Raw genomic sequence first — 18373 nt, forward strand, 5'->3', positions numbered from 1 at the left:
TAATGATGTCCCGTTTCTCGCTCCGGCTGGCTAGCCTGAAAAGCGGCCTGTTCTGGCGCACCTTCTTCCTGCTAGGCGCCCTCACCACTCTCAGCATGACGGCATGGGTCGGCATGATCAGCGTGGTGCAGCACGAACCGCAAGTCCAGCAGATTTCCTCGCAGGTGATCTCGGTGGTCACCATCACCCAGGCCGCCCTGACCCACTCGGCGCCGGAACTGCGGCGCGAGCTGCTGTTCGATCTGGTGGCCAACGAAGGCATCCGCGTGTTCACGCTGGAGGAGGACGACAAGGTCGAACCGCCGCCTGCCAACGCCCTGATGCCCGACATCGAGAAGCTGGTACGGGCCAAACTGGGGCCGGATACCCGCTTCTCGTCCAAAGTGAACGGCACGCCGGGTTTCTGGGTCAGCTTCAAGATCGACGACGATGCCTACTGGCTGATGCTGGAACGCGAGCGTATCCGCGGCCTGACGGGCATACAGTGGCTGGGCTGGGCCAGCGTGGTATCGGTGGTGTCGCTGATCGGCGCCGCCTTCATTTCCAGCCTGATCAACCTGCCGCTGCGCCGCCTGACGCAGGCTACGCGGGCCTTTGCACAAGGCCGGCGGCCAGCGCCGCTACCGGAAAAAGGCCCGACCGAAATCATCCAGGCCAACCGTAGCTTCAACCAGATGGTGGTGCAGCTGCAGCAGGTGGAATCGGACCGCGCCGTCATACTGGCCGGTATCTCGCACGACTTGCGCACCCCGCTGGCACGCATGCAGCTGGAGGTGGAAATGGCCGACCTGTCGAAGGAAGCACGCGAAGGCATGCAGTCCGACATCGCCCAGATGGACGACATCATCGGCCAGTTCCTCGATTACGCCAAACCGACGGAAGCTTCCAGCTTCACCAGCATCGACCTGTCTGCCCTGCTGGAAGAAACAGCCCATGAAGCCGGGCGTTTGCCCGATGTGCGGATCCACACCGAGATCACGCCGGACGCCCATGCCATGGGCAATGCTACCGACCTCAAACGGGTCATCAACAACCTGATCGAAAACGCGCGCCGCTATGGCAAGACGCCCGGCAGCGAGGTGACGGAAATCGATATCCGCTGCAGCATCAAAGGCAGCCATTCCTCGCGCCACGTGCTGATCGAAGTACAGGACCACGGCACCGGCGTGCCGGACGAACAGATCGAACAGCTACTGAAACCGTTCACGCGGCTCGATACGGCACGGGGGCAGGCCAACGGTGCCGGCCTCGGTCTGGCCATCGTGGAACGGGTGATCCAGCGCCACGGCGCCGAACTGCAGGTACGCAACCGCGCAGGCGGCGGCCTGCAGATCCAGATCAGCATGAAGGCCGTATGACGCTGGCGCCTGATTGCAAACGCGCGACACTGCGTCGCACCGCGCTGTACCTGCCCGCCCTGCTGCTAGCTGCCAGCGCGCAGGCCGCGCCCGCCTCGAATGCTGCGCCACTACCCAGCAAACAGACCCGCGCCAGCGCGCTACAGCAACGCGAACCTAGCGACGCAGAACGCAGCAGCTTCGACGCCTACTACCGCCAGCTGGCACTAAGCGAGGCACGCGGCGCCCGTCCTGTCGCGCCCCTGTTCGCACCGACGTTCGAGATTTCGCGCCGGCGCGGCCAGCCGTGGCAGGTGGTCGCCCGCGTCGATAGCGCGCCACGCCACTCGGCCGTGGACCTGTGCCGCCAGATCCGCTCCAGCTTCATCTACGATGCCGCAGCCAAGCCGGAGCAGCGCTGGCAAGCGGCCGCCCAGCCGCCCAGCTGGCATGTCTGGCTGGCCCGCCCCAATACCGTCTGCACGGCAGCACAGCATACCGTGCTGATGGAACCCAGCGTGCCGCCGGAAGATGTGGTGGCGCTGCTGCGCCAGCATAGCGCACTGCTGCAGCGCGCCCGTCTGCTACTGGCGGGGAATTCGCAATGCATACGCCAGCGCGCCCTGCCGTTCACGCTGAGCGCAATCGAACCCGCTGCCGCCGCGCAGGGCGCCCCCACAATGTTCGGACTGGTGTTCGAGAGCGACCGCGACACGCGCGTGCGCGTGGCCGTGCGCAAGCATCGCGGCGAATACGCCGCATGGAATGTCAGCTGCGATTAGGTGCTGCCGCGCCCAGCAGGCGCGTCAGCAATAGCTCTACCGAACCATAGCCATACAGCGAATCCGTTTCCAGCCCAAGGGAATCCGCCATATCATAGGGAACGGCCTCTTCGCGCTCGGCGCGGCTGGGATCCGTATCGGAATAGCTGACCCGCCAGGCCCGCTGCAGCTTGTCGGCGCGGCGCAGAAACTGCGGCACGGGCCAGCGCGCCGGCTGCCAGCGCGCACTCTCGCCCAGCACGGGCCAGTGGCCGCTGGCCAGCGCCATATCGCCCACCCGCAGCACCCTGAGCGCCGCTTCCGGCTGCAGCGCATCGAGCTGTTCCAGCGTTGCCAGCTGTGGCAGGCGCGGCCCGAACAGATAGGCCAGCATGGTCTTGCTGGTCGGTGCGAGTCGCACCACCAGCCCCCAGCCATAGCCGCCATCGAGCAGGGGAATGGCAAACCAGCTACCTTCCCGATACATAGGTTTCATCGTACTCCTCTCGACTTGCCGCCCAACGAGGATGCAGTGTAGCGGCGCCCCGCCAGCCATGGCGCACGACTAGGCCGGCCAGCCGCGCGGCGCGGCACTGTGATACACTAACGCCTCGCTAGGGGTCCTGGGCTGTTGTGTCCGGGTGAGAGATACCCTTCGTACCTGATCTGGATAATGCCAGCGAAGGAAAGCGCAAAGTAGTTCTCCCCTCCTTTGATGGCTCTCCCGCACGGCATCCAGCCGAACATGTAGAGAGTCCATATGACCACCACCAAATTTGCCACCAGCCCGCTCGCCCTCGCGATCGCCCTTGCTTTCCCTGTCAGCGCACTGGCCGACAGCGCCGAACAGAGCATGCCCGAAGTTCTGGTTACGGCCAGCAAAGCCCAGCTTAACCGCGCCAGCGTGGCCGGCTTCAGCGATGCCCCGCTGCTGGAAACCCCGGCCAGCGTCAACGTCATCAGTGCCCAGCAGATGCAGGATCTGCAGATCCACTCGACCACCGACGCCGCCCGCTACGACGCCAGCCTGAGCGACGCCTACAACGCGGTCGGCTATTCCGAACAGTTCTCGATCCGCGGCTTCAAGCTCGATAACGCCACCAGCTACCGCAAGGATGGCATGGCCATTCCGGGCGACACCCAGATCCCGCTGGAGAATAAGGAACGCATCGAAGTGCTGAAGGGCCTGTCCGGCCTGCAGGCCGGCGTATCCGCACCGGGCGGCATGATCAACTACGTCACCAAACGTCCGACCGAGCAGACCCTGCGCACCGTGATTCTGGAAGAACGCGAGCGCGGCAACCTGTACGGCACGGTCGATCTGGGTGGCCGTTTCGACGACCCGCGCTTGGGCTACCGTGTGAATCTGGCGGCCGAGCGCCTGCGTTCCTACATCAAGGGCGCCGACGGTAACCGTAAATTCGCCAGTGCCGCTTTCGATTTCAAGATCTCGCCACAAGCCCTGCTGCAGATCGATGGCGACATCCAGAAGAAATCTCAGGTCACCGCACCGGGCTTCCAGCTGCTCAACAACACCACCCTGCCAGTCGTAGCGGCTGACACCATGCTCAACAACCAGCCATGGAGCCGTCCGGTGGAAACCACCAGCAGCAATCTGGGTGCGCGTTTCGCCTACAGCTTCTCGCCAGAGTGGAACGCCAGCATCAGCGCCAACCAGCACCAGTTCAAACGTGACGACTACACCGCTTTCCCTTACGGCTGCGGCGCACAGGGCCTGTATCCGGGCTACTGCGGCAATGGTGATTTCGACGTGTACGACTACAAGAGTCTGGGCGAGAAAAAATCGCCGTTCGCCGTACAGGCCTTGCTGCAGGGCCGCTTCGTCAGCGCCGGCATCAACCATGCTGTGACGTTTGGTGCTTCGCTGGCACGCAACAGCGAAAAATGGGGCGACTATCTGTACACCCAGGCCGGCAAGGACGGCACTGGCTACAGCAATATCTACCACCCTATCGTGGTGGCACCGGCACAAGGCAGCAGCGGCCCCGTAACGGAACGCCGACACACGCTGGACCGCGCCGTGTTCGCACAGGATGTAGCCAGCCTGACCGACCAGCTGAAACTGCACGCCGGCGCCCGCTACGTGCAGATCAAGCGTGATGAGTACGTCGGTGCCGACGATAACGGCGTAGCGCTGCAGTACGCCCATACGGACACGGGCTACTGGCTGCCGAATGTAGCGCTGGTGTACGCGCTGCGCAGCAATGTGTCGGTGTATAGCTCGCTGGCACAGGGTCTGGAATACGGCGGCGTGGCACCGCTGGGCACCAGCAATCAGGGCCGCGCGCTGGCCCCGAACAAATCCAAGCAGGTGGAAGTGGGGGTGAAAGCCGACGTGCATCCTGACCTGAACGCCTCGCTGGCGCTGTTCCAGATCCGCAAAGGTCTGGAATACACCTCGGCGCAGAACGAGTATGTGCGCAACGGCGAGGCCCAGAATCGCGGTCTGGAAATGGCACTGCATGGCCGCGTTAGCCGCAGCCTGGCCGTGGGCGCCAGCGCCACCGCGCTCAACACCCAGCAGCATGATACGGGTCTGGCCAGTCTCGATGGCAAGCGCGTTACCAACGTGGCGGCTTTCAAATCCAGCGTGTTTGCCGACTACGCCGTGCAGGAAGTCGCTGGCCTGTCGCTGAGCGCCAACTGGCAGTATTCGGGCAAGAAGGCCTTCGATATCGAGAACAAGGTATTTGTGCCTTCCTACCATGTGCTCAATCTGGGCGGCGCCTATGCCACCCGCGTGGGCAATACGCCAGTCACGCTGCGCGCCAGTGTCGATAATGCGCTGGACAAGTTCTACTGGCGCGATGTCACACCGGATCTGGGCGGCTACCTGATGCCGGGTGCCAGCCGCACGCTGCGCGTGTCGGCCCAGTTCGACCTCTAAAACAGGTACTGCACGCGCAGCGTTACACTCTTCGCTGCGCGTGCCGAATTGCGCCCTATCAGATAGGCAAATTCGTATTTCACTTCCTGCTGGCCGATATCACGGTGTCCGTACACCATCGGCCCGGCACGGTGCGACTGCTGCCGGTACGGCAGCCAGTCATTCCACTTCCCCACTTCGCCAAACGCCTGCAGGCCCGGTTGCAACCATGGCAGCCAGTTGTGCTTGACCTGTAGCTGGTAGGTCAGCGCCGTCGCAGCCGGCGCCGCCGTGACAGAGGGACTGACGCGGACATCGCGCTGGAAAAACAGATTGACGTTGAACTGGGTGCGGCCATATTCGGTCTGCAGTACCGGCCCCCATTCAAGCGTGTAGCCATCTTCGCTGTTGCGGGCGCGCGCGATGCGGGTGTGCAGCGCCAGATCGAAATCGTACTGCCCCTGCGTCAGCAGAAAATCATTCTGCCAGTCGGTCTGCACCCAGCGCCCTGCCCCGCCATTGGTCTTGATCCACTTGGCATACACCTCGGTGTACCAGCGCGAGGTAAGGCCGTAGCCTATGCCGAGCTCCGGCGCAGCCACGGTGCGGCCGTTGTAATGGGCGTTCCAGTATTTGAAATCGATCGAGGCCTGATGCTCGACGTCGTAGGTAGAGACAAGGTAGTAGCCGGTATCCGCCAGTGCTAGCGGCGATATGAACATCGATATCACCGCCAGCCTTTTCATAGATGCCGCTCCACCTGAGAAAGTCGTTCGCCGGGATCGCCCGACACCAGCAGATAGGGTATCGCACGGGCCGCCAGTTCGTCCAGCAGCATGCGGTTAATGGTGACGCTGACTTCGGCGCATTCGCGCATCAGCCCATCGGCCACCCACGGAATATCGGCTGCCGTGACCAGCGTCAGATCGTAATCGCGCTGGTGGCTGGCCGCCAGCGCGGCCAGCGGCGCATCCACTGCACCGAAATAGTGCCGGCTATAGATGGCCGTCATCAGCGGCGTGGTGTCGCAAAAAAGATACTTGTGAGCGCGACCAGCAGCCAGTTCCTCGCGCGCACGCTGGGTGCTGGCGATATGGAACTGGTCTTCGGAACGGGGCACCCTGCCCTGCACATCGACAAACTCGCGCAGATATTCGGGCACCCACACGGTCTGATAATGCTCGGCCAGTGCGGCCGCCAGCGTGGATTTGCCGGAGGATGCTGCGCCCAGTATGGCGATGCGCAGCGGTGTGGCCGCCCTCATTCCAGCGCCATGCGCCCGCTGGCCGGCACATCGCCGCGCCATGCGCGCAAGCCCATTACCGCCATGCCGACAAACACGGCATACAGTATCGCCGTCAGCACCAGATGCTTGTGCAGATACAACGCCACATACAGCACATCGACGATAATCCACACATGCCAGTTCTCGATCTTCTTCCGCGACAGCAGCAACTGGCCAACCAGACTGCCCGCCGTCAGAAAGCCGTCGGAATGAGGCACGTCGGTATCCGTGTACGACTTGAGGAACCACGCCAGCACGGCAAAACCGCCCAGCCACGCCGCAGCCGCAATATAGCGGCCACGCGTAGTGAGCTCCGTCACGGGCAGGCGCTCGTGGCTATCGTCGCCATGCAGCCACTGATACCAGCCGTAGATCGATACGCTGATAAACACCAGCTGCAGCCCCATGTCGCCATACAGGCGCGAGCCGAAGAACACCAGCCCGTATGTGGCCGAAGAGATGATAGCAAACAGCCAGCCCCAGTGGGACTGGCGGATGTTGAACCACACCGTGGCGACCGACAGCAGGAAAGACAGCAGCTCCAGCGGGGTCGTCGCCAGCCCCGCCAGTTTCCATGGCGTGTAGGCGACTCCCAGCAGAACAGCAAGTTGTTCCATCATTTTTTGGCCGGATATTTGATGGTCATTTCCTTGAGCACGTTGTCAGCGTGATCGACTTCGCTCATCACCCACAGCATATAGCGGATATCCATGTGGATGGCGCGCGTAATGGCCGTGTCGAAGTACCAGTCCTTGGTAATCGATTCATAGGTCGAATCGAAGTTCAGTCCCACCAGCTCACCCTTGCGGTTCATCACCGCCGAACCGGAGTTACCACCCGTGGTATCGGCGCTGGTCAGGAAATCGACCGGTACGGTGCCCAGCACGGAATCCTTGAACTGGCCATAGCGCTTGGCCTTGATGGCATCGAGCAGCTTCTGTGGTGCGTTGAACGGATCTTTACCCGTGTGCTTCTCGACGATGCCTTCCACCGTGGTGAACGGGCCTTTGGTGATGCCGTCTTTCGGCGAGTATGGCGATACCGTGCCATAGGTCACGCGCAGAGTCGAATTCGCGTCAGGATAGACCGGCTTGCCCTGCGATTTCTTCCATGCGATCACGGCCTGCATGTATTGCGGGATCACGCGTTCCAGATTGCCATCGAGTTCCTTGCGGCGCTCTTTGAGCGACTGGGTCACGCCATCGAGCTTGATCGCCAGCTGGACGAAAGCGTCATCGGCAGCGCTAACCGCTGCAGCATCCTTGCCTACCCATGCCAGACGCTTGGCGGTATCACCCAGTTCCGTGCGGGCGTACAGCGCTGGCACGGCGTCCACGGCTGGCAGCAGGCTGTCCAGATCCGTCACGTGCATGGATTTCGGCAGCTTGGCATAGCGCTGCAGTGCCGCCGTGAAGCGCGCCTGGTCCACGCTGGCCACGAACGATTGTTCCAGACGGTTCAGACGGGCCTTGATGAAGCTCAGGTCGCGCTGCTGGTAGCCCGATTCACGCTCGGCATCCGGCTTGGCGCTTTCGCGGGCCAGACGGTTGAGGGTGATAGCGCTTTTCAGCAGATCCGAAGTGGTCGCCACGCTGTAGCCGAATTCCTCGTCGCTCAGTGCCAGATCGGCTGCAATCACGCTATCGAGTTCGGCCAGCAGCGTTTTCGACACGTTAGGCTGCTTGCCATACCATGCGCGGAACTCGGCATCCTGCACATCCTTGATGGCGGCGATGTCCTTGCGCGCGAAGCCGTCCAGCAGGCCCTGCGTCTTCTTCATCACGTTGTTCATGCTCTTGTCGACGCTGGCGTAACGCACTGCGGCAGCAGCATTGCCCTTGGTGGCGGCAGCAATCACGTCCAGATCAGCCTGAATCTCTGCCACGCGGGCCGGATAGGCCGAATCACGTGCAGCGCGGATTTCCGAAGGCAGCTTGTAGCGGCTGGTGCGGCCCGGATAGCCGGCCAGCAGCACCGGATCGCCGTTCTTCAGACCTTCGGCCGATACGACCAGAAAATCTTTCGAGTGATACGGCACGTTGTCCGGCGACGGATCGGCCGGACGGCCATCCTTGCCCACATAGGCGCGCAGGAAGGAGTAGTCGCCGCCTTGACGTGGCCATTCGTAGTTGTCGATATCGCCACCGAAATTACCAATCATGTCGGCCGGTGCGTACACCAGACGCACGTCGCGTATCATCATCTGGCGAATGCGGTAGTACTCAAGGCCGCGGTGGAAGGCTGGCACCGAGCAGCGATAGAATTTATCGCTTTCGCATTCGGCGATCAGCGACTTGATGGCTTTTTCCACCGCCTCGTGGCGCTGCTTGCCCGACATGCCAGCTTTAACGTCTTTCAGCACGCGGTCGGTTACGTTTTCTACTTTATCGGTCACGTACACCAGCGTGTTCGGACCGCCCGGCAGTTCTTCTGCACGGGTCTTGGCTAAAAAGCCATCAACGATGTAATTGTGTTCGGGCGTAGCGTTACGCTGGATGGCGCCGTAGGCGCAGTGGTGGTTGGTGACCACCAGACCGGCGTCGGACACGAACGAGGCCGAGCAGCCGCCCAGCGACACGATGGCGCTCATCGGGTGCTTGGACAGATCGGCCAGTTTTTCGGCCGGAATGGTAATCCCGACGCGCTTCAATTCGGATTTCAACTGTGGCAGTTGGTAGGGTTGCCACTGGCCTTCGTCGGCCTGTGCCGCAAATGCGCTTAGCAGTGCAGCGGGGAGAATGAGATGTTTTAACAAGATATATACCCCAGTTTGAGTTCTGGCGGGAGTATATTCCTTCTGGCGCCGAATGAGTGGTCTTTTTAAGCCCGCAAAGCCTGATTTCTAGCCGTTTTGCGGCTAGAAATCAGCAGCCCTAGCCTATTGCGCCGGCACGTGCCAGCCGCCACCGAGCGACTGGATCAGAGCGATGGCCGTAGTCTGCCGGTCGGCCTGCGCCTGCACCAGCGCACGCCGTGCCGTCAGCGCGGTATTTTGCGCTGTGACCACCTCGCTGTAACTGACCTGCCCTGCGCGATAGCGGTTCAGCATTTGCGCTTCCACCTGATCTGCCGCAGCCGATGCCGCCTTGCGCAGATCCTGCTGCTGCGCCAGCACACGGGTAGCGGCCAGCTGGTTCTCCACATCGGCAAACGCCGCCAGCACGCTCTGGCGATACTGGGCAATGGCAGCATCGCGCTGCGCTTCGGCACCGGCCACGCGTGCCTTGGTCGCACCGGCATCGAACAGCGTCTGCGCCGCCGACAGGCCTAGCGACCACAGATTATTGGACGCATTGAACAGTCCCGCCGAACTGGCGGCCGCATAGCCATAGCTGCCCGTCAGATTCAGCGACGGGAAGTAAGCGCTGCGGGCAATGCCGATCTGCGCATTGGCGGCCGCCACGCGCCGCTCTGCTGCGGCGATATCGGGACGGCGTTGCAGCAGCGTGGACGGCACACCGGCTGGCACGTCGGGCACCACCACCTTCCATTCCGCCGCCGGCAGACTGAAGTCGCTAGCCGCCTTGCCCAGCAAAACCGCAATCGCATGTTCGAGCGTGGCGCGCTGGCGCGTCAGGGTCAGCTGGTCGATACGGGCATTGGCCAGCTGGGTTTCTGCCTGCAACAGATCGGAGCGCGCGGCCAGCCCTGCATCGAAACGGTTTTTAGTGATCTGCAAAACGCGCGCATAGCCTTCCACCGTGGCGTCCAGCAGGGCTTTCTGTGCGTCGGTCTGGCGCAGCGAAATGTAATTAGTCGCCAGTTCGCCCTGTGCAGAAAGCCGTGCAGCCGCCAGTTCGGCGCTGCTGATCTGCAGATTGGCCTGCGCATTGTCCACACCCGCACCGAGCTTGCCCCAGATATCCGGCTCCCAGCTAGCGCCTATGCTGGCGCGATACTGGTTGGCGGTGGGCGTCTTGTCGCCGCCACCGGAGCGGGTATCGCTGGCCGATAGCGTCACGCTGGGGAACATGCCGGCGCGCTGCTGCTGCACCAGCGCCCTTGCCTGCGCATAATTGGCCGCGGCTGCCGCCACGTTCTGGTTGGAGACTTCGACACTGGCAGCCAGCTGGTCTAGCACAGGGTCAGCAAAGAGCTGCCACCACGGGCCACGTTCCAGCATGTCGGCAGGTGCTGCTTCGGTCCATCCAGCGGCCGTCTTTTCCACTGCACTGGCAGCCTCCTTGTAGGCGGCCACTTGTGGCGTGCTGGCCGTCTGGTAAGCCGGTGTCACGGCACAGCCGCTGGCCAGCAAAGTGGTCAGCACGGCCAGCGCCAGCGAAGATAAACGGAGAGTAGTCATGTGTAGGCTCATGGTGTGCTCGGCGCCGCATCATGCAGGCGGCTCAGGTGTTGTTCGGATGGACTACGGCGACGCAGTTTATCCATCAGGAGATAGACCACAGGAGTGGTCAGCAAAGTCAGAATCTGGCTGGCAATCAGGCCGCCGATAATCGCCACGCCTAGTGGCTGGCGCAATTCGGAACCTTCGCCGAAGCCGATGGCCAGTGGCAGCGCGCCCAGTGCGGCGGCCAGCGTGGTCATCAGAATCGGCCGGAAGCGCAGCAGACAGGCTTCGCGCACGGCTTCGCGCGGCGTCAGCCCGCGCGAACGCTCGGCCTCCAGTGCAAAGTCGATAATCAGAATGGCATTCTTCTTGACGATACCGATCAGCAGGAAAATGCCGATCAGTGCAATCGTCGAGAACTCCATCTTGAAGATCAACAGCGCCAGCACGGCGCCCACACCGGCCGATGGCAAGGTAGTCAGCACGGTGACTGGGTGCACCAGACTTTCGTACAGTATGCCCAGTACGATGTAGATCACCACCACGGCGGCAAGGATCAGCAGCGGCAGCGACTTGTTGCTGTCCTGTGCGGCCTTGGCGGAGCCCTGGAAGCTGCCGCGCACATTGTTCGGCATACCGATTTCCGCTTCCGCATCCTTGATCTGTGCCGCCGCATCGGACAGGCTCTTACCCGCCTGCAGATTGAAGGCGATGGTCGTCGCCAGTTCGCCATCCTGATGGTTGATGGCGGTTGCCGTCGAACCTTCGGCGAAGGTGGCGATAGCCGACAGTGGCACCATGGTGGTCGCCGTCGTGCTCAGGGCGGAGCCGGACGACGCATCCTTGACGGCGGGTGCTGCCACGTTGGCCGGCATGGTGCTGGCCGTGGTGGTAGTGGTTCCGTTTGTACTGGTGCTCACCGTCTGCGCCACCGGCGCGCCGTTAGGGTTGCTGGCACTCGGCGCAGGCAATCCTTTCGATGGCACATACACATCCTTCAGCGCTTCCGGACTCCTGGCGAATTCACGCGGCACTTCCATGATCACGTGATACTGGTTCAGCTCACTGTAGATGGTGGCTACCTGCCGCTGACCGAAGCTGTTGTACAGCGCATTATCGATATCTTTGGCCGACAGGCCCAGACGGGAAGCACTGGCCTTGTCGATGGTGACGAAAGTTTCTACCCCGTTTTCCGCCTGATCGGTATCCACATCGGTCAGCGCTGGCTGGGTTTTCATCGCCTCGGCCAGACGACTAGCCCATTTTTTCAGGTCAGCCTGATTATCGCTTTTCAGCGTGTACTGGTAGTTGGCATTGGCCTGCCGCCCGCCAGCACGCAAATCCTGCACGGGGCTGAGGAACAGGCTCACACCCGTAACCTTGGCCAGTTTGGGACGCAGACGGGCGATCACCGCCTGCCCTGCCACGCTGCGCTGGCTGGCCGGTTTCAGGTTGATGAACATGAAGCCACCGCCAGCACGACGGCCACCGGTAAAGCCCACCACGGTCGCCACATCGGGATCATCCTTGATGATATTAACCAGCTGTTTAAGCTTGCCCTGCATGGCCTGAAACGAGATGCTCTGGTCGGCTCGGATGCCACCACTGATCTGCCCCGTGTCCTGCTGCGGGAAGCCGCCTTTCGGAATGGCTGCGAACAGGTAGAAATTCAGCCCGATCACAAACACCAGACTAAGCATCACCAGCCAGACACTGGATAGTGCCCAGTCCAGACTATGTTCGTAGCCTTTCAGGATAGCGTTAAAGCCCCGCTCGAAGAAACGCGCCACCGGCCCCGCTGGCGCGGCATGGGTGTGACCAGGTTTGAGCAGCCATGCGCACATCATCGGCGTGGTGGTCAGCGACACCACCAGCGAGATCATCACCGCCGCCGACAAGGTGATGGCAAATTCCTTGAACAGCGCACCGAACTGGCCACCCATAAACAGCAGCGGAATAAATACGGCGATCAGCGACAGGCTGATGGACAGCACGGTATATCCCACCTCGCGCGCCCCCAGCAGCGCGGCCTTGAAGCGATCCATGCCAGCCTCGATGTGGCGAGTGGTGTTTTCCAGCACCACGATGGCGTCATCGACCACAAAGCCCGTCGCCACTGTCAGCGCCATCAGCGACAAGTTATTCAGGCTGAAGCCCAGCAGATACATCACGCCGAAGGTGCCCAGCAGCGACACCACAGTCGCCACCGCAGGCACGATGGTGGCGCGCAGACTGCGCAGGAAGGCGCTCACCACGAACACCACCAGCAGCACGGAAATCACCAGCGTGATTTCGATTTCGTGCAGCGAGGAGCGGATCGAATTGGTGCTGTCAGACGCTACTTCGATCTTCACGTCGGATGGCAGTTGCGCCTGCAGTAGCGGCAGTTGCGCGCGCACGCTATCGACGGTTTCGATCACATTCGCCCCCGCCTGCGAGCGCAATATCACCACAATCGCAGGCTGGCCGTTGAACAGCCCCAGATTGTTCTGATCCTCCACCCCGTCCACTACCTGCGCCACATCCTGCAGGCGAATCGCCGTGTCGTTGCGCCAGCCTACCACCAGATTGCGATAATCGGCCGCGCTGCGGCCACCCGTGGCATGCGCCGATTCCGTGTAGATCTGCAAGCGCCGGCCATCGCCCTGCAAAGCGCCACGAGGACGATTGGCATTGGTGGCCTGTATCGCCGCCCGCACATCTTCCATCGACAGGCCGTAGCGGTTCAGCGCATACGGATTCAGTTCCACCCGCACGGCCGGCAGCGAACTGCCGCCCAGCTCCACGTCGCCCACGCCCGTCACCTGCGACAGGCGCTGCAGCACCGTATTCGACACGGCATCGAAAATCTGCCCCGGCGTTTTAGTCTTGGAGGTTAGCGCCAGAATCATCACCGGCATGCCGGAGGTGTTGGCTTTACGATAGGTGGGATTGCTGCGCAGAGTGGCCGGCAGATCGACGCGGCTGGCATTAATCGCCGCCTGCACCTCGCGCGCCACCGCATCCACATTGCGGTTCAGATCGAACTGCAAGGTTACGCTGGACGATCCCGTATTCGATTGCGAGGTCATCTCGTTGACGCCGGCAATCACACCCAGATGGCGCTCTAGCGGGGTCGATACACTCGAAGCCATAGTGGCCGGACTGGCGCCGGGCAGATTGGCATTCACCGAAATTACGGGGAAATCCACCTGCGGCAGCGGCGCCACCGGCAGTACGAAGAACGCACCGATACCTGCCAGCGCCAGCCCGCAGGTCAGCAGCACGGTGGCGATAGGCCGTTTGACGAAGGGCGACGACAGGTTCACGACACACCACCTTCAGGCATCGCCGCCTTGCCGCGACCGAAACGGCGCGCCAGACTATCGAAGCCCAGATAGATTACGGGTGTGGTGAACAGCGTCAGTAACTGGCTGACGATCAGGCCACCGAAGATGGCAAGGCCCAGTGGACGACGCAGTTCGGCGCCCTCACCCCAGCCCAGCATCAGCGGCACGGCAGCGAACAGCGCAGCCAGCGTGGTCATCAGAATCGGCCGGAAGCGCAGCAGTGCGGCCTGATGAATCGCCTCACGCGGCGCTTTGCCCTGTTCCCGCTCCGCTTCGATGGCAAAGTCGATCATCATGATGGCGTTCTTCTTGACGATACCGATCAGCAGAATGATGCCGATAATGCCGATCACGCCCAGATCCTGACCACTGATCAGCAGCGCCAGCAAAGCCCCCACACCAGCCGAAGGCAGGGTAGACAGGATGGTCAGCGGGTGGATATAGCTTTCGTACAGCACGCCCAGCACAATGTACACGCACACCACCGCCGCCAGAATCAGCCACAACTGGTTGGACAGCGAAGCCTGATAGGCGCCGGAAGCGCCGAGGAAGGTCAGCGTAACAGATGGCGGGAAGCCGATTTCGTGCGCCGCCTGCCGGATGCTATCAACGGCCGTACCGAGCGACACACCGGCTGCCGTATCAAAGCCCAGCGTAGTGGCCGGATACTGCGCGACGTGGGTCACCTGCAGCGGCGCAGCACGTTCGCTGATGGTCGCTACGGCAGACAATGGCGTGGCCTTGCCGGAACCCGTGCGCACCTGCAGATTACCCAGATCGGCCGGCGTGGTGATGTCGTCGCGCCGCGCTTCCAGAATCACGCGGTACTGGTTGGTTTCGGTGAAAATGGTAGAGACGATGCGCTGGCCGAAAGCGCTATACAGCGCATCATCAATCGACGCCGCCGTGATCGACATGCGCGACGCACTGTCACGATCCACCGTCACATAGGCCGCATTGGCGCTGGCACCCACATCGGATACCACATTGCGCAGTTCGGCCTTGGTGCGCATCTGCTCCGCCAGCTTGGTGGCCCACTCGTTCACGGTGGCGTTGTCGGCCCCTTCCACCGACACGCGGAACTGGGTTGGCCCCGTTTCCGCATCGATGGTCAGATCCTGCGTCGGTTGCAGATACAAGGTCAGGCCGGGAAGCTGCGCCACGCGCTGGCGCAGCCTGTCCATAGTCTGCTGCTGACTGCTGCTACGCTCGTGCTTCAGATTGATCAGCATACTGCCCGTATGCAGCATGGTGTTATTCGCCGCATCCACACCGACCACGGAGCTGAGCGTGCCCACGTCCGGATCTTCCAGTATCAGCTTGGCGGCCTGCTGCTGCAGTTCGGCCATGCGCGCATACGAAACCGCTTTGCCGGTTTCCAGCCGCGCCTGCAACTGCCCCGTATCCTGCGTGGGGAACAGCCCTTTCGGAATCACCACATATAGCAGCACCGTCAGCATCAGCGTGCCCAGTGCCACCAGCAGGGTCAGGCCGCTATGGTTCAGCACCCACACCAGCGCGCGGTCGTAATGGGTGATCACATCATCGAAGAACTGCTGGAAACGCAGTGCACAGCGATTAGGCTTCTGCTCCGCATGGCTCTTTAGCCAGCGCGCCGACATCATCGGCACCAGCGTCAGCGACACCACCGCCGAAATCAGGATGGTAATCGCCAGCGAAATGGCAAACTCGCGGAACAGCCGCCCCACCACATCGCCCATGAACAGCAGCGGTATCAGCACGGCAATCAGCGAAACGGTCAGCGAAATAATGGTGAAGCCTATCTGCGCCGCGCCTTTGAGCGCCGCCACCATGGGCTTTTCGCCTTCTTCGATATAGCGCGCGATATTCTCGATCATCACGATGGCATCATCGACCACGAAGCCAGTGGCGATCGTCAGCGCCATCAGCGACAGATTGTTCAGGCTATACCCGAGCAGATACATGATGCCGCAGGTGCCGATCAGCGAAATCGGCACGGACAGGCTGGCAATCACCGTAGCGCGCAGGCTATGCAGGAAAGCGAAGATCACCAGCACCACCAGCACCACGGCCAGCAGCAGTTCCAGTTCCACATGCTCGACCGAAGCGCGGATACCCGTGGTACGGTCACTCAGCACCTCCACCTTCATGGCGGCGGGCAGACCGGCCTGCAGCTCCGGCAGGCGCGCCTTGATGGCATCTACCGTAGCGATGACATTCGCGCCGGGCTGACGCTGTACATTCAAAATGATGGCCTGCTGCAGACCGTGAGCATTGCCGGACCACGCACCGAGCTCCACGTTCTCCGCGCTTTCCTTCACCGTCGCCACATCGCTCAGGCGCACAGGAGCGCCATTCTTGTAAGCGAGGATCAGTTCCTTGTAATCCTTGGCCGTCACGAGCTGGTCATTGGCGTTAATGCTGTAGGCGCGGGTGGGGCCATCGAAACTACCCTTGGCGCCATTCGCATTGGCCGCCGTGATCGCCGTGCGCAGCGTATCTAGCCCCAGTCCATACGAAGCCAGTGCGTTGGTATCGGCCTGTATGCGCACGGCCGGACGCTGGCCGCCGCTCAGCGTCACCAGCCCCACACCGGACACTTGCGAGATCTTCAGCGCCAGACGGGTATTCACCACGTTCTGCACTTCCGTCAGCGGCATGGTGTCCGAGGTAATCGCCAGCGTGAGCACGGGCGCATCGGCCGGATTGACCTTGGCATATACGGGCGGGGCTGGCAAATCGGTCGGCAGCAGCGAGGCGGCCGCGTTGATGGCAGCCTGCACTTCCTGCTCGGCCACGTCCAGCGTCTGCCCTAGTCCGAACTGCAGCGTGACGATGGAGACACCGGCAGCGCTGGTGGAGCTCATGCGCTGCAGTCCCGCCATCTGGCCGAACTGGCGCTCCAGCGGTGCTGTGACAGTCTGCCCCATCACTTCGGGGCTACCGCCCGGATACAGCGTCTGCACCTGTATGGTGGGGAAGTCCACCTGCGGCAGCGCTGACAGGGGCAGGAATTTGAAGCCGACCAAGCCTGCCAGCACTATCGCCAGCATCAGCAGCGAAGTCGCTACCGGCCGTTTGATAAAGGGAGCGGACGGACTCATTATTTAGCTACGCCTTTTTCTTTGTGCTGGCCGCCAGCGCCACCAGCACCGCCAGCACCGGGCAGCGTCACTTTAGCGCCTTCCTTGAGACGGTCCGCGCCTTCCGTAATCACCTGCTCGCCCACTTTCAGGCCGCTGGCAATCTGCACCTTTTCTGCGGTCGCATGGCCGCGCGTGATCGGTCGCACCGTCACGGTTTTATCGGCTTTGAGCACATACACGAAATCACCATTCGCACCATGGCGCACGGCCGTCACGGGCACCATCACGGCATCCTTGATAGTGCGCATTTCCAGTCGCAGATTGACGAACTGGCTAGGGAACAGCGCCGACTTGGCATTAGCGAATCGTGCTTTGGCTTTGACGGTGCCCGTCTGCACATCCACCTGATTATCCATGGCCGAGAACTTGCCGCTTTCCAGCGTGTTAGTACGGGTGCGGTCTAGCGCCACAGCGGTCAGGCTGGCACCACTATTCACCTGCTGCATCAGGGTCGGGACGCTATCCTGCGGCACCGAGAATTCCACATCGATAGGCGATAGCTGGGTAATTACGGCGATGCCGCCTGCATCGCTAGCCCCCACCAGATTACCCACATCCACCACGCGCAGGCCCACCCGTCCCGTTATCGGCGCCACGACTTTGGTGTAGCCCAGATTCAGCTTGGCCGTGCCTTCCTGCGCACGGTCCGTCATCACCGTGCCTTCCAGCTGTTTGACCAGTGCCGCCTGCGTATCCACATCCTGCCGTGCGATGGAATCCTGTCCCAGCAAGGTGCGGTAGCGTTCCAGCGTCAGCTTGGCATTTTCCAGTTGCGCCTCATCGCGCTGACGCTGGCCGGAAGCCTGTAGCAGCGCCATTTCAAACTGGCGTGGATCGATCTGTGCCAGCACCTGCCCTGCTTTCACCATCTGGCCTTCCTTGAACAGCACCTGCTGCAATATGCCCGACACCTGTGGCCGCACCGTGGTGGTCGCCGCCGCCGTAACCGTGCCCAGTGCTTCCAGCGTCACTGGCAAATCCGCCTTTTCCGCCGTCGCCACGCCCACCGTCGTGACAGAACCGCGCCGCCCGCCGGGGCCACCGGGACCGCCCGGCCCTGCAGGACCGGCTGGCGCCGCTGCACCTGCCACACCGGCAGCGCCGGCCGGACTGGCCGCTGGCTGATGTGTCAGATACCACGCCAGCCCGCCCAGCCCCGCCATGGCAGCAACAGCGATAACGCTGCCCAGCAGGCGCGAACGGCGCGCCGGAGTTTCCTGAATGAGGGTCTTGTTCTGGCTATCCATTGGAGTCCTTAAATGACGTGCATGACCATGGCAAAGCCGCCATGGCGATCGATGCGAGGACTCTAGCACAGCAAAAAACGCCTGTGTGCCGGCCGGCTCCTGCGGATACAA

The 18373-nt window shown here is 62.1% G+C and carries 12 protein-coding genes and 1 riboswitch; of the genes, 3 read left to right on the forward strand and 9 right to left on the reverse strand.

Features of this window, described 5'->3' with window-relative positions:
* Nucleotides 1–2: 2 nt before the first annotated feature.
* Entirely contained in the window at nt 3–1358 is a 1356-nt protein-coding gene (locus ABNT42_RS10380) for an ATP-binding protein (protein WP_348696706.1), read from the forward strand.
* On the forward strand, nt 1355–2119 hold the full coding sequence (locus ABNT42_RS10385) for a hypothetical protein (protein WP_348696708.1): 765 nt from the start codon (nt 1355–1357) through the stop codon (nt 2117–2119). The genes ABNT42_RS10380 and ABNT42_RS10385 overlap by 4 nt, the downstream gene beginning before the upstream one ends.
* Here the strand turns inward: ABNT42_RS10385 and ABNT42_RS10390 are convergent.
* Complete coding sequence (locus ABNT42_RS10390; RefSeq protein ID WP_348696710.1) at nt 2106–2594, reverse strand: Imm26 family immunity protein; 489 nt, start codon at nt 2592–2594, stop codon at nt 2106–2108. The two genes, ABNT42_RS10385 and ABNT42_RS10390, sit on opposite strands and share 14 nt — an antisense overlap.
* Before the next feature lie 110 nt (nt 2595–2704).
* A riboswitch (TPP riboswitch) is annotated at nt 2705–2803 on the forward strand.
* A 55-nt stretch (nt 2804–2858) separates the two neighbouring features.
* Here ABNT42_RS10390 and ABNT42_RS10395 point away from each other — a divergent pair.
* Nucleotides 2859–5006 carry a TonB-dependent siderophore receptor gene (locus ABNT42_RS10395; protein WP_348696712.1) on the forward strand — a complete coding sequence of 716 codons (2148 nt, stop codon included), beginning with the start codon at nt 2859–2861 and terminating at the stop codon, nt 5004–5006.
* Here the strand turns inward: ABNT42_RS10395 and ABNT42_RS10400 are convergent.
* The 8 genes from ABNT42_RS10400 to ABNT42_RS10435 form a co-directional block, all read right to left on the reverse strand.
* A complete protein-coding gene (locus tag ABNT42_RS10400; protein ID WP_348696714.1) occupies nt 5003–5707 on the reverse strand; it encodes a hypothetical protein in 705 nt (234 codons plus the stop codon). The two genes, ABNT42_RS10395 and ABNT42_RS10400, sit on opposite strands and share 4 nt — an antisense overlap.
* 20 nt (nt 5708–5727) lie before the next feature.
* On the reverse strand, nt 5728–6249 hold the full coding sequence (locus ABNT42_RS10405) for an ATP-binding protein (protein ID WP_348696716.1): 522 nt from the start codon (nt 6247–6249) through the stop codon (nt 5728–5730).
* A complete protein-coding gene (pnuC, locus tag ABNT42_RS10410; protein ID WP_348696718.1) occupies nt 6246–6890 on the reverse strand; it encodes a nicotinamide riboside transporter PnuC in 645 nt (214 codons plus the stop codon). Before pnuC ends, ABNT42_RS10405 begins: the two co-directional genes overlap by 4 nt.
* Nucleotides 6887–9025, reverse strand: coding sequence for a S46 family peptidase (locus ABNT42_RS10415; RefSeq protein ID WP_348696719.1), 2139 nt, complete (start codon nt 9023–9025; stop codon nt 6887–6889). Before ABNT42_RS10415 ends, pnuC begins: the two co-directional genes overlap by 4 nt.
* Nucleotides 9026–9148: 123 nt before the next feature.
* A complete protein-coding gene (locus tag ABNT42_RS10420; RefSeq protein WP_348696721.1) occupies nt 9149–10585 on the reverse strand; it encodes an efflux transporter outer membrane subunit in 1437 nt (478 codons plus the stop codon).
* Nucleotides 10582–13866: an efflux RND transporter permease subunit gene (locus tag ABNT42_RS10425; protein ID WP_348696723.1), complete on the reverse strand. Its 3285-nt coding sequence runs from the start codon at nt 13864–13866 to the stop codon at nt 10582–10584. The genes ABNT42_RS10420 and ABNT42_RS10425 overlap by 4 nt, the downstream gene beginning before the upstream one ends.
* The gene (locus ABNT42_RS10430; protein WP_348696725.1) at nt 13863–16973 is read right to left on the reverse strand and encodes an efflux RND transporter permease subunit; all 3111 of its coding nucleotides are present in this window, start codon (nt 16971–16973) and stop codon (nt 13863–13865) included. The genes ABNT42_RS10425 and ABNT42_RS10430 overlap by 4 nt, the downstream gene beginning before the upstream one ends.
* Nucleotides 16973–18262 carry an efflux RND transporter periplasmic adaptor subunit gene (locus ABNT42_RS10435; protein ID WP_348696727.1) on the reverse strand — a complete coding sequence of 430 codons (1290 nt, stop codon included), beginning with the start codon at nt 18260–18262 and terminating at the stop codon, nt 16973–16975. Before ABNT42_RS10435 ends, ABNT42_RS10430 begins: the two co-directional genes overlap by 1 nt.
* Nucleotides 18263–18373 lie beyond the last annotated feature (111 nt).

The organism is Duganella fentianensis, assembly GCF_964031615.1.
Classification (GTDB): domain Bacteria; phylum Pseudomonadota; class Gammaproteobacteria; order Burkholderiales; family Burkholderiaceae_D; genus Rugamonas; species Rugamonas fentianensis_A.